Here is a 13088-nt window from a genome sequence, read left to right on the forward strand (position 1 = left end):
TCCGCCGGTCTGTTTTTGAGACATAATTTTTATAGGGCATCATTGCTATGGACGATGGTATCGTACCCGATAAAGTCGATGTGCATCGCTTATTTCATACAGATCAGACGATTGATGTGCTGCGTTTTGCGCATGAAACTGTGCAGCAGGGGCAGCCTTGCGCGCTGGTTATGCTGACTGAAATTATCGGCGGGTCTTCCCGTGCTGCCGGTGCGATGATGGCGGTTACTGCGACTGGCGGTTATTGCGGTATGGTCTCCGGTGGCTGTGTTGAAGGTGTCGTTGCACGCGAGGCTGTGCAGGCGTTGGCAGAGCAGCAGGACAGAATATTGCGGCTCGGCAAAGGGTCTTCCTATTTTGATGTGGTACTGCCCTGCGGCGGCGGGATTGTGCTGGCTATCCATGTGCTGCGGGATGCGCAGGCACTGGATGCGGTGCTGGGCTATCATGCGCGCCGACAGAGCGCAGCATTGCTCTATCACCCTCAGCACCAGACTTTGACCTGTTCGGAAATATCGCGCAATACCGGCTGGCATGAAGGCCAGTTCGCTGTTGCTCTGCCGCCTGCATTGCGCCTTGTGCTGCTGGGGCAGGGGCTGGAAAGTGAAGTGCTTTACCAGGCTGCGACAGCACTGAATATTGAAGCCATGCGCGATACACTGCCTGCGGATCCAGATGATGCGACGGCCGTGGTGTTTCTCCAGCATGATCTTGATAAAGAGCTGCCGCTGCTGAAACAAGCGCTGAACAGCCGTGCTTTTTATATAGGCTGTCTCGGCAGCAGGCGCACCCATGCGGTTCGGCTTGAGCAATTGCTGAAAGACGGTTTTTCACAAGAGCAGATTGCGCGGTTGTCCGCGCCAATAGGCCTGTTTGGACCCGTGCGTGATGCACGCTCATTAGCTGTATCGGTTTTGGCTGAGATTATGGCGCGTAAGACAGAACAAGCCAAGGATGTGCGTCATGGTTGATGCGTCTTCGATTGCTGTTCTGGTGCTGGGGGCAGGGGCAGGTTCGCGCTATACAGATGGCGATAAGCTGAATGCCATGCTCGGCAGCAAGCCTGTGGCGCATCACATATTGCAGGTGCTTGACGGGTTTTCATGGGGTAAACGGATTGTAACCTGCCGTAGCTTTGCGCCGTGGACGAATGCCTATGCGGATGCAGGCTTTACGCTGGCGCTGACAGAAGATGTTGAGGCAGGCATGCTTGGCTCCCTGCATCGCGGTCTGGCGGAAATTCAGGCGCAGTCACGGGTGCTGATTTGTCTTGCGGATATGCCGCTGGTGCCGCACTCCCATATTGAGCGTTTATTGCACTTAGCTGTGCACAGCACAGCGCCGGTGATTGCATCTTCATCCGGTGATTATAGCGGCCCTCCGGCCTTGTGCATGACAGAGCATTTGAGAAATTTACCGCTTGCAGGTGAGGGTGGAGCCCGCAGTCTTTTGCCTCAGGCAGAATTTGCAGAAATGGCTGCACCGGCCTTTGCCGATATTGATACGATGACGGATTTCGAGCAGATCCGGCAGATTTTACAGGCATCGCTCTGACAGCTCTTTTACCCCTATAGAAAGCGCATTTTGGCGCTTTTTTATCATTCGTACAGGTCGAATCCCTGTCCTTATTAGTCCATACTGAATAATTGTCCTGTTTTTAGAACAGTGCTTATTAAAATCCGCTCTACTCAGCAGCGCGCCAGAGGCTTATTGTTTAGCCATACGAGCGGAACTGGTTTTCAGTTCATTCCCTAGCTCTCCACCACAGAAAACAGTGCATGTCGAAATACAGGTTTGAACCGGATGATAACAAAGCAGAGTGACTCATTCTGTTTTGTGCCACACGCCGGTTGAAGATCGCATTTGCTGTACTAATTTTCGAATACCTAAAACAGGAATAACAAAAATGAAGAAAATTATATTGCCGCTTCTTGCTTCTTTGCTGACCGTTTCTGCTGCGCAGGCGGCTGACTATAAGCTGGATCCCGATCATACAAAGGCAGTATTTTATATCGATCACTTTAATACCTCCACCAATACCGGTGGCTTCTACGGTATTAAAGGAGACATCAGCTATTCACCGGAAACGCAGACCGGTTCTGTGAAAGTGTCTATTCCTGTCGATACTTTGAATACAGGCATCAAGGGTTTCGATGCGCATATGAAAAGCGCTGATCTTCTTGATGCAGCGAAGTATCCGACAATCGACTTTACATCTACCAAATGGAATGTCGCTGATAACAAACTGGTTTCGGTTGACGGTAATCTGACCATCAAAGGCCAGACACATCCTGTGCAGCTCAAAGCGACCAAGTTCAACTGCTATCAGAACCCGATGTTGAATGCTGAAGTTTGTGGCGGTGACTTCGAAGTCACAATCGACCGCACCAAATGGGGCGTGGATTTCCTTGTCAAAGAAGGCATGGAGAAAATGGTCACTCTGAAAATTCAGGCAGAAGCTGTCAAACAGTAAACAGTCAATCGGCGCGAAGCCGGGAGTTTGTATGATGAAAACATTTCTTAGCAAAAAATATGCAGTCTCGCTGAGCGCAATTGCGCTTGCTCTTTCCCTCGGCGTTGCTCATGCCGCTGACTATAAAGCCAGCACCGCGGAAGGCCCTGTCAAGATCACCAATCTGGGTGAACTTGAAGCTCAGGTTAAGGCCAATATGGATAAAGGCGCCTTCGGTTATATCCGTGGCGGTGCAGAAAATGAGCAGAATCTGCGCTCCAACACATCGGTGTTTGACAAGAAATATATCATGCCGCGCGTCATGCAGGGCATTGAATTGTCAGATATTGATCTCAAGACTAATTATCTTGGTATTGATCTGAAAACCCCTGTTATTCAGGCACCGATGGCGGCACAGGGGCTGGCACATCAGGATGGTGAAATCGCTACGGCAAAAGGCATGGCAAAAGCGGGTTCGATCTTCTCTCTGAGTACCTATGGCAATAAAACCATTGAAGAAGTGGCTGCGGTATCCGACGGTAATCCGTTCTTCTTCCAGCTCTATATGAGCAAGAATGAAGCGTTTAATGAGTTTACTCTGAAACGTGCCAAGGATAGCGGAGCCAAGGCGATTATTCTGACTGTTGACTCACCGGTCGGCGGTTATCGTGAAGACGATATCAAGAATAACTTCCAGTTCCCGCTGGGCTTTGCCAATCTGGAACTGTTTGCCAAGCAGAATGATGATGGTTCCAAAACCGGTAAAGGTGCAGGCATCAGTGAAATCTATGCACAGGCCAAACAGGCATTCACACCAGCCGATATTAAATATGTAAAAGACATGACTGGTCTGCCGGTGATTGTGAAAGGTATTCAGTCGCCGGAAGATGCTGATGTGGTGATTAAAGCCGGTGCAGACAGTATCTGGGTTTCCAACCACGGTGGCCGTCAGCTCGACAGTGGTCCTGCTTCTTTTGATGTTCTGCCTTCGATTGCCAAAGTCGTGAATAAACGCGTTCCGATTGTTTTCGACAGTGGTGTGCGTCGCGGTTCACATGTGTTTAAGGCGCTGGCAAGCGGTGCGGATGTAGTCGCTGTTGGCCGTCCGATCCTCTATGGTCTTAATCTCGGCGGCTCGGAAGGTGTCAACTCTGTTATCCAGCAGCTGAATAAAGAACTGACCATCAATATGATGCTGGGTGGTGTGAAAAACATTGAAGAAGTGAAGAAAACAAAGCTCTATAGCGATAAAGACTTCGAATAATTATTATCGATATGCAGTGCATGAGGCGGCCGGTTTTCCGGCCGCCTTTTTATGTCTGCAGGTCACAATTGAGAAATGACATGAGTAATTTGTTCGCCGTCTTCTTTGGTGAAACTGGCAACCGGATTTTCCAGAAGATCGAGAACAAGCTCTGACGGACGACAAAGCGCAGCGCCACGTGGTGACGCGACAATCGGTCTGTTCATCAGGATGGGATGCTGCACAATGAAACCGAGCAATTGGTCGTCAGACCATTTGGGATTTGCCAGATCCAGTTCCGCAAAAGGTGTTCCTTTTTCCCGCAATAAATCACGCACCGGGATTTTCATGGTTGCAAGAAGCTCTGACAGTTGTTCTTTGGAAGGCGGTGTTTGCAAATATTCAATGATGACAGGTTCTTCACCGCTGGCGCGGATCATGGCGAGTGTATTGCGCGAAGTACCGCATGCAGGGTTATGATAAATTGTAACGGACATCAGAGATTGACCTGCCTTGGTTCGATCATTGCCTTACATATACCAGTTTTTTGGCGGGTTCATCATCTTGATGATGAAAGCATAAGGTGCCTAAATATCGGGATCAACGCACTAGATGATTGATGTGTTTTAGAATCGATCTTTGATTAGCTCTATCCATGAAAGAGTGGTAATTTCGTTGATTGCCTTAGATGGTTAAACCTTAGGTATGGGGACAAGATTATGAGCGGAAATGTAGACTATAGTGCCATAACTTGGTCTGTCGAGATTTATGAGAAAGACGGTGATAAGTTTATAAAAGAGTATGTGATTGATAAAGTTTCTGTAAGCGATATCCGTAGGATTTTAAATAAAAATACATATGATTCAATATTTGATACATATTTTTTTGACGAAGAAATGGCGAATTTTTTTCAAAACTATATTGATGAAAAAATAGATCTTTCTAAGTATGATTACTTTTTTGGCGGGTATAGAAAGTAGTAGGTGTAGCTGCGTCGTCAAAATTGAAATAAAATATGTCTAAGTTGAATGGATTGTAAAAATGAGGCCTAAGAATAATTTAACCTTGTTTTTTAGGGAAGAAGTTAAGGCGAGCTGATTGTTTGAATCAACGTTATGTATGTTAATTGATACTCAATAAGTATCGTCGGCTATATTTCAGAGATTTATTGGTTTTCAAAGGGAGTTGGTGAGTATCTAACCTATACTTGTGAACTATTCAGATGCATTAAATGTTTAAACTTGATAACTGGCGGAGAGAGCGGGATTCTGTTTTCGTCTTTTAATCTATTAACATGTTGATTTTTATAGGTATATTAAAAATTCAAAAAAGAATTTTGTACCAATTTTTGTACCATAATTGTGATGGGTTTTTTTTGAAGTAGAAGGTTTGTCTTACGGTGTTGGCTGTGGATTGTTATGTCTGTCAGTCAAAAAAGCATAAGCCTTTGCATATTTCGCAAGGCGCATTTCATCTTTTTCAGATACTGAATTCAGACGGGATCGATCCATGTTGTGGGTCAGGTCTGCAAGTTTAACGATTTTCGCTAATGAGTCAGCTTTGACCGTTTCAAGGTAAGCAAAGTAGTCGACATCTAGCTTCGTTAAGAGCTGCACTACGCGCGAAATAGTCAAAGCTTGCTGTTCAGTAATTCCACCTTCCATTAATTCGAATTCAAGTTGCTTTGGTGCGATATCACAGTCTTCTATGATGTCGTGGAGATAAGCGATTGCTTTCGCTAGTTCGTTGTCGTGAATCTGAGATGCGACAGCGGTTAAGTGTCCTGAAAAGTAATCAACGCCTGCTTTATCAACCTGCCCTTGATGGTACTTTCGCGCAATCGCTATCGCTGTTTCAGTTATCATTTTTGTTCTCCTTGCTGATCTGTCTGTAAAAGTGAAGCCAAGCCCCGACACGTCCATAGAAGTAACCATATTGATCGCTGATGTAAGTTGCTACCACGGCATCAGAGTCTGATTCATAGGGATGGCAATGATATCAATCTCTTGCGATGCGCCGTGTTAGAAAATGAATGTTGGTGGGGTAAAGCTGCGCCTCGGTAAAAGCGATGGTTATCTCGAAGTCTTTTGTCAATGTTCGGCATCGTCTCAATCATGCAAAGATGCGTTCGACAATCCATCTGCATGATAGGAGTTCAAAGCCTAGTGCTTGATCTGATCGCTTGATGATCCCCATTGTGAATTTACCGACCTTTTCCAGTCTGCCTTTGAACTTAGGCCCAGCGTATCCGCCGTTAGCAAAGATATACCGTAACCACGGCCAGCGCGTGAGGATGGATTTAAAGATATCCGGCGCACCGTCTCTGTCCTGATGCACGCCGAGTGTATCAATCGCAATGTGTCGTTTTCTCCCAACGATCTTCTTACCTGCATCAAATCCCCATATTCCACCACTTTCGGTGGTTTTGACCGACTGACTATCGATTGCACCAGCCGTTGGGCTGGGTTGTTTATTCGCCTGCTCACGCGTGGCCATCACAAGCGTGTTGCTGATAGTGTGCCACAAGCCTGCACCCCCCCCCATTCATAGAAATGTACTTGGACGGTTGAATAAGGTGGCAAATTCTTGGCCAGCATACGCCGCTTACAACCAGTTGATGCTATATAAAACAAAGCATTCACAACCTCACGTAATTCAGTGATACGTGAACGGTCAAGATGTCGGCAAGCGGTAATCAATGCCCATTCTTTTGCGGTCATATCACTTACGTAACGCGAACTCTGTCGTTGATAATCAGGCCGGTGGGTCTAGTTTAGTGCATCGTGATCTCCATCTTATATAAGAAATCCGATTGAACTATAACCTACTGAAATCACACAAGCCTTTCAGGTCAGGTTCTGAAAAATGTTATTCATTTGTCGTTCAGAATAGTTGTAATACTATATTTATGGTTAACTTAAATGGGAGGTGTTTATTATGAATAGTAAGAATATAAAAATTGCTTTTGTTGCATTTATTTTTGCAGCTTCAGTTGTTCCAGCTAATGCTTATAAAATCATATATGACAGCGACACCAAAAAATGGTCGGGGCAGTGTAAGGATGGGCATCAATTCGTAGTTGGAGATGGTACTTCTCAGCTTAGTGAATCTCAAGCGGCAAAAATATGCGCTAAGCATGGTGGTCTGCGCACAAATGATAAGCTCAATGGAAAAGTTAAGCAGGACAATAAGAAGCCTGCTGGCCCATTGAAAAACTGAAGAACCCAGATCAAATGAGGGCAAGTGGTTTCAGTCTAGGACATCGTGATCTCCATCGTATATCAGAAATCCGATTGAATCATAACCTACTGAAATCACTCATGCCTTTTCAGGTCAGGCTCTGAAACCTGATTTTGTAATCTTTATTTGCGGTGTATGAAAAGTAATAAGGGTGATACGCCTTCAGAGACATTTCGATGAAATGTCGAACAAAGGTCCTGATCTTGAATATGTGTAATGCAGGTGTTTTGCCAAATAAACGAGATGACGGGATTTCACCAAATCGGAAGTTCATAGAACTGTAATACTCAGCAAGAACACGCCTGTGCCATTTTGAAATTTCGACATCAATAAACATATAAATGCATTATCACGATATGAAATAACATAGGCAATACCTTCAATATCAATGCATTGCTGTATATCCAAGTCTCGATTAACTTGCTGATGTTATAAAGTTATTGATTGAATAAGGTTGCCCGATATTGTGGCGATAAGCAACGAGATCACCGCCTTTACCTGCGCTATAATCAACGCAAATGACATTGGAGGATAATGGCTTCGGCTTGCCCGTTAACCAGTAGTGACCAATGAAAAGCAAGGCATCTTCATTGTAGCGGTACGCATCAAGGTTTGGGATTGTATCCCTTGGCAGGGTCTGGGTTATGGCTTCAGGCAACAACGCAAGGGATGCATAATCATTGGCTGTGCTGTCCCACCATTTCACGCGTACGGATTGGCGTTCATGACCATCTGCATCTTGAAAAATGATGCCATTGGGAAGAGGGAGTTCCAATCCTTTCAATAGCAATTCTGTTGCTTCAAAGGCTGTACTGCCCTCCTTAGCGCTTTCAATGATCCCTGCATCTGTCAAACAGTTGTCGTTGGTTAAATACGGTTTCAGTTGGCTTTGTTTCTGCATATTCCAGCAAGCATGAACGACGCGGATGTCATCAACTTCAAGCCAGAGGGGGAGTGTCTTAAAGAATGAAATAACTTCATCGTACAGAACGGGGTCATACTGAACCTCATTCAGGAATGCGGCGTGTTGTTGGTAGTTCTTCTTGCCCGTGTTGCCTAAATGAGTACGTAAATAGTCGTTGGGATGACGTGGATTTGGAGTGGCATAGCAAATAGCGTTGTACTCGTGATTACCCATTACCGCTAATGCGGAGCCGCTTTCAATCATAGCTTTGGCTGTCAGGACCGTATCAAGTTGCTGTGGCCCGCGATCAATAAAATCGCCAAGGAAAATTATTTTTCTTTCAGAGTGGGTGTATCCGCTGGAATTACTACTTTTAGTATACCCTAATTTATTTAGGAGTTTATGAAGCTTTACGCTGTTTCCATGGATGTCTCCAATAATATCGTAGCCACTTAAGTTCATAAAAATTCTTCCATTATTTGTGGATGTTTATTATTTTAAGATAAAATATTTTTTAGAATATATATTTATACTTTATTATGGTATTATATTTAATTTATAGTATGGCGCCATACAGCGCCATACTATATTCTTATTTCTTCATCGATATTAGTTCTGCAATCATTTCCATAGTAAATTTTGCCGATATATATGATCCATACTCGTGAAGATCATCTTTTTTCTTATTATTCGCCTTATCTACAACAACTTTCGAGCTAAATGCATGTAAATTTTGACCGGATAGCTCTACGGCTCGATGAAAACCATAAATCTCCATATCAATACCAGCCACTTTCCTGTGCTGTTGCTCCAGATTGTTGAGTCTTTTCTCGCTGGCAATCACCGCTGAACCGCTGGAAAAGATTGTAAGGATTGGGTCGCTTTTAATCGGAGGGCGATTTTTTCCGTTATAACCAGTTTCCAACTCCGTTAAGAGCGAGGTGCTTTCTAAACGTTTCACTATTGAAATTCGTGTGTGTTGCGGAATATTGACTTGGTATGGTTCGGCTTTATGGACTTCGTCTAACCATTTTCCTGACTGATATTCCCAGCAGAGGTCTGTAACCAGTAATTGCCCCAAATTGGCATTGTTTCCGATCCCGCCGCATATTCCGCTCATGGCGACCACTTGCGGTGAATAGCAATTGAGGACTTTCGCAACAATCGCTGTTGCATTTACAAGACCCATTCGTGGAAGGAGAATGATTGAGCCACTATACTCACCGGCGTCACATTCCCAGTGGTCAATTCCCTCTCTCTCTACACTGGAAATCTTTAGGTTTTCGAGTTTGGCATATGGGTCTCGCTCTTCCCCTAGCGCGGTAAAAACTAAAAAATCATACTTATTACGATCTCGTGCTTGAGAAATAAATATATCTAAAGCCTGTGACCAAACATGCTTTTGATCAAAATCATATATCATACAACCATGTGCTGAGAATGTTTCACGAAATTGATCGGCATCCTCAGGAAAAGCAGTAATAGCTAAAATTGGAACTTTATTTTTTCCACTATATGCAAGCATACTAAGTATTTCAGAGCCTGCATTATTTGCAGAAGTGCCATTTAGTGATGGCATTCTGATGTCTATTATGCATAAATCAAAATTTTTACTAAAAACTGATGCATATTCAGCAACAGTACATATTCTAATGATGTTGTTTGGTGTAATATTTTTTTCTATAAGAACATTTGAGATTGCATCAAATTTAACGTCGTTATCCTCAAACAAAAGTACTTTCACTTACTCATTGCCCCCAAAAGTTTATCAAAGTTCTCTTCCCATGCGATTGTTTTAAAGGAATACAGAACTACTCCTAAGATGTTTTGGTTGTATCTGCGAGACACAACTTTTCCTATTTGGTTAAGCTTGACTCTCTCTCCACTAATAATAATTTCAGGATACTGAGTAACGATTATGATGTTGCACATCTGGTTCGCACTTTGAAGTGATCTCAAGACTTCGACCCCACCAATCGCCTGAGAAACGCCTCCCCCTCCTTCATCTCTGCTTGCATCAGAAAATGTTGGTAAAGCCATATCTAGGACAACGAGCTCAAACTCATTTTCCAAAACCTCTAAGACCGCCTCGCGAACGCTTCGGGCCACGTGTAAGTTGAGTTTTGGAAAAGCGAAATTAAGCCTATTTACCAAATCCGTGGTCTTATGCTCTTCATCTTCAACTAATAGTACTCTTAACTTCATACTGTTTCAGCCAATTCGACAGTCAAGGTAAAAGAAATCTTGCAAATGTCATTAGTAATTACATGTTTAACGTCAGATGATCTCTCGCAACTGGAAACAATATATCTGAGCTTTTTTATGCCAGAATATCCCTCCTTCATCATAGCGGTTCCTATATCATTTTCTTCAAAACATTTTACTAATCGTGCAACGTTTTCTTGCTTTGAAGCATCATCTTTCAGCCAAGAAGCTACGTGGACTGTTACTTTTGCGATGTTTGCCTTTTGAGCTTGTTGGGCATCGACATCAACATTAATCGGAACGTTCACTTCTCCGTATTTGCAAGCATTTCGTATTAACACAGATAGGCAGTCGTACATACGGTGGACAGAAAGGCCATCCATGGGGATGTCATACCCATTACCTGACCAATTTATTTGCTGGTTAGTAGGTACTGGCCCGTTTGTGGCTTCCATAAAAATGAGTTCCCCAAGCTGTTTGATCGATGCGCTTACGAACCCGCTGTCGGGCTGCCTGAACCAACTCCCCAAGCGCGTAAATCTATCATGAACCTCATTTTGCAGTTCAGCCAAAAATTGTCTCTGTAGGTCGCTGTTGAAATTTGCAAAGTGTGCATTGAGGCGACTAGTTGTGTTGTTTAATACATCAACTGTCACAAATTTTGCAGCAGTATTAAGTTGTGGGTCGATCTCCTGCCAGCAGAAGCGAATTAACATTTCATTGAATAGTTCGATACTATTGGCCGACGTTGCCATACCTCTGAGAAGAGCGATATTAGTTTTCGTCGGTTCTGTATCTACATTCATGTCTGAGTAGAAAATCCCCTTAGGTTTTTGAATTGTTTTGAACTGCAGAATATCTTTACGTAGATGCTCAATTATAGATCGGTAATCTTCGACCCAGTCAGCATGCGCTTGAAGGAATGCATCATCGTAGGTCAAGATATGATAATTTCCCTTTTCTAGAAGAGTCTCCACACCGCCACGCATCATACCAGTTAGCGTGTTATGTCGTATTCTGCGGCCCAAATAAGACTCAATACCGAAGTTTGTATTGATGCAAAACTGAGTAAATGCAGCTTTAGCAACTTCGAACAACATGTAGTCGTACGCTGAAAGCGTCCATGTTTCTGCCTTAAATTCTGAGCCGGAACGGCTAATTGCTACTTTAAGGACTGACAAATTTTCTGCGTGATGCTCGAGAAGTTGTAAATATTGTTGCTGATAAGCACTAGGGTTATCAATAAGCCATTGTTTCATGGCGTATCCGTCAACATACATTCGGCTATCGTCAAAATACATTTGAATTTTAGAAACTTGGGCCTTTGCCTCAATGGCATCGGCTTCGACAAAATATTCTAGTCGCCCTTTAGTTTTTCCCACAGCTCGCAAAATGTCTTGCCTAATTTGATCGGCTTCACGAGGGTTTTTAACGAGCCAATACATCTTTTGTAATGTAGGTCCATCAAGTACATTCAAAAGGAAATTTGCGACCTCAGGAGACGACGGCAATAGCCATTCTATGTAAGATACAATACTTCCTTGAAATTTATCAATAACAGTTTTGCATAAGTTTAATCGAAATTTAAAGTCAACATCATCGTCATTTGATCTTGATTTATAAAGTGCTAATGCTAGTACTGTTATTAATGAACGAGATTCATCATTAGAAGTTGCGTAAAGCCTTTCTATTTCATCTCCTGATAAGAGAATATTAAGGTACATAGTATTATTTAAAATTGTTCTTACGTCGTTGTGTGAAAATGCACTCAGTGTACGATTTCTATCTATGTAAATTAGAAACCAAATTGTTCTGAGAAATACTCCAGAATTTTGTATATCTATATACTTAGATGATTTTCTAAATCCATTCAGGGTCTTCGTTAGATCACGTACACTTGGAGTTGTAATAATTGAATTATCCATAGGAGGAATGTAATTATCCATCAGTCGTGGACCAATGATCTTGTCTACAAACAATCGATATTTACAAGGCTCTTCAAATTCAACAAAAGCTGCAGCACGACGGTAATAGACGATATCTGCAGAGTAAGGGTCTACGTCATCATAAAGCCGAGATGTATCAAATGGTATCTGCATAAATTTTAGTATAGCTGCATAAATTTCCGGACTAAGAAAACTGTTGATCTGATCGATAATTTCTGGCCACTGTTCTTTCAAAATAAATATTTGCACAAGTGAAACAACTTCGTCGACAAGCGACATAGAATGAGATTTTCTAAGGTAAGAGCCCAAATCTTTTTTAGACAATGGTACGGGGATTACATTATGTAGCGGTAAAAGCTGTCTAAAGTCTCCATCGCTCACATACTTTGACAGTAATTGCACACGATTTGAAATACGGGTGAAATAATCAAAGTCTGAATCCATATCCTCCATTGCTGAAAAGAAAGGGGTGGGATACTTTCGTTGCTCTAGTAAGTCGCTAATTTTCGAAAGAGGCTCTATTAATTCCGCATCTTTACCTGCTTTTGAAGCAATATAAGCAACCTTCTTAACTAAGTAATTGGAAGCGCCCCATTGTTGGGCTACTAAGAACAGTGCATCTAAAGCGTCAACTGGATGAGCATTTGGTAAAGTAGCCATTGTTTCCATGGCGCCGAGAATTTTCCGGACTTCCATAGACCAGCCATTTAAATGACCGATAAGATAATAAACCTCATTCTCAGGAATAATTACATTTAAACTATGCGTCCTAAGCAAGTTTCGATAGCTCGACCCTACATTTGAAAATGGGTAGCCTCCATTAATGCCAAGGATGATTTGAGTTGCACTTGATAGGTCTGGCCCTGCGGCCTCGCGGCGGATAGCCTGCATTCCTGTTGGGCTTACGGTTGCTTTCTTCTCGCTTGCTAAAATTCCCCGAATTACATTTTTAGTTCTTATTTGCCTTATCAGTTGCAGTTGTTTGTAAACTGATTTTCGTTGTTGGTTGAATTGCACATTCGTTGGATGTTTGCGTTGAAAAGTTTTCATTATCCCTCCCCCAATGAAACCTAAACCCAACGTCAATGCGTACCAGTA

General features: G+C 43.1%; 12 protein-coding genes and 1 pseudogene. 6 read left to right on the forward strand and 7 right to left on the reverse strand.

Annotated elements, in window-relative coordinates:
- Positions 1-47: 47 nt before the first annotated feature.
- The 4 genes from JNC80_RS16585 (at position 48) to JNC80_RS16600 (ending at position 3716) form a co-directional block, all read left to right on the forward strand.
- Positions 48-971, forward strand: coding sequence for an XdhC family protein (locus JNC80_RS16585; protein ID WP_376710941.1), 924 nt, complete (start codon positions 48-50; stop codon positions 969-971).
- Positions 964-1554, forward strand: a complete 591-nt coding sequence (locus tag JNC80_RS16590) for a nucleotidyltransferase family protein (protein WP_376710942.1) — start codon at positions 964-966, stop codon at positions 1552-1554. The genes JNC80_RS16585 and JNC80_RS16590 overlap by 8 nt, the downstream gene beginning before the upstream one ends.
- Before the next feature lie 352 nt (positions 1555-1906).
- The gene (locus JNC80_RS16595; RefSeq protein WP_022710570.1) at positions 1907-2473 is read left to right on the forward strand and encodes a YceI family protein; all 567 of its coding nucleotides are present in this window, start codon (positions 1907-1909) and stop codon (positions 2471-2473) included.
- Positions 2474-2504: 31 nt separating this feature from the next.
- Positions 2505-3716 carry a lactate oxidase gene (locus JNC80_RS16600; protein WP_022710569.1) on the forward strand — a complete coding sequence of 404 codons (1212 nt, stop codon included), beginning with the start codon at positions 2505-2507 and terminating at the stop codon, positions 3714-3716.
- A 62-nt stretch (positions 3717-3778) separates the two neighbouring features.
- On the opposite strand, the gene arsC is transcribed toward JNC80_RS16600, so the two are convergent.
- Positions 3779-4192, reverse strand: a complete 414-nt coding sequence (gene arsC / locus JNC80_RS16605; RefSeq protein ID WP_376710943.1) for an arsenate reductase (glutaredoxin) — start codon at positions 4190-4192, stop codon at positions 3779-3781.
- A gap of 222 nt (positions 4193-4414) precedes the next feature.
- On the opposite strand from arsC, the gene JNC80_RS16610 reads away from it, so the two are divergent.
- A complete protein-coding gene (locus JNC80_RS16610; RefSeq protein ID WP_376710944.1) occupies positions 4415-4675 on the forward strand; it encodes a DUF7683 domain-containing protein in 261 nt (86 codons plus the stop codon).
- 414 nt (positions 4676-5089) lie between these two features.
- On the opposite strand, the gene JNC80_RS16615 is transcribed toward JNC80_RS16610, so the two are convergent.
- Positions 5090-5560, reverse strand: coding sequence for a GTP pyrophosphokinase (locus tag JNC80_RS16615; protein ID WP_376710945.1), 471 nt, complete (start codon positions 5558-5560; stop codon positions 5090-5092).
- A gap of 133 nt (positions 5561-5693) precedes the next feature.
- Positions 5694-6415 (reverse strand): annotated as a pseudogene (locus tag JNC80_RS16620) (IS5 family transposase).
- 217 nt (positions 6416-6632) lie between these two features.
- Between JNC80_RS16620 and JNC80_RS16625 the strand changes: the two are divergent.
- Positions 6633-6914 carry a hypothetical protein gene (locus JNC80_RS16625; protein ID WP_220158821.1) on the forward strand — a complete coding sequence of 94 codons (282 nt, stop codon included), beginning with the start codon at positions 6633-6635 and terminating at the stop codon, positions 6912-6914.
- A 436-nt stretch (positions 6915-7350) separates the two neighbouring features.
- Here JNC80_RS16625 and JNC80_RS16630 read toward each other — a convergent pair whose 3' ends face one another.
- The 4 genes from JNC80_RS16630 to JNC80_RS16645 all read right to left on the reverse strand — a co-directional run bounded on the left by JNC80_RS16630 (position 7351) and on the right by JNC80_RS16645 (position 13040).
- Positions 7351-8301 (reverse strand): metallophosphoesterase, encoded by a 951-nt coding sequence (locus tag JNC80_RS16630; RefSeq protein WP_376710946.1) that lies wholly within the window; start codon positions 8299-8301, stop codon positions 7351-7353.
- A gap of 130 nt (positions 8302-8431) precedes the next feature.
- Positions 8432-9583: a response regulator receiver protein gene (locus tag JNC80_RS16635; protein ID WP_376710947.1), complete on the reverse strand. Its 1152-nt coding sequence runs from the start codon at positions 9581-9583 to the stop codon at positions 8432-8434.
- The gene (locus JNC80_RS16640) at positions 9580-10044 is read right to left on the reverse strand and encodes a response regulator (protein WP_376710948.1); all 465 of its coding nucleotides are present in this window, start codon (positions 10042-10044) and stop codon (positions 9580-9582) included. Before JNC80_RS16640 ends, JNC80_RS16635 begins: the two co-directional genes overlap by 4 nt.
- The gene (locus tag JNC80_RS16645; RefSeq protein ID WP_376710949.1) at positions 10041-13040 is read right to left on the reverse strand and encodes a hypothetical protein; all 3000 of its coding nucleotides are present in this window, start codon (positions 13038-13040) and stop codon (positions 10041-10043) included. Before JNC80_RS16645 ends, JNC80_RS16640 begins: the two co-directional genes overlap by 4 nt.
- Positions 13041-13088: the final 48 nt, after the last annotated feature.

This window comes from Pseudochrobactrum lubricantis, assembly GCF_041929865.1.
Taxonomy (GTDB): domain Bacteria; phylum Pseudomonadota; class Alphaproteobacteria; order Rhizobiales; family Rhizobiaceae; genus Pseudochrobactrum; species Pseudochrobactrum saccharolyticum.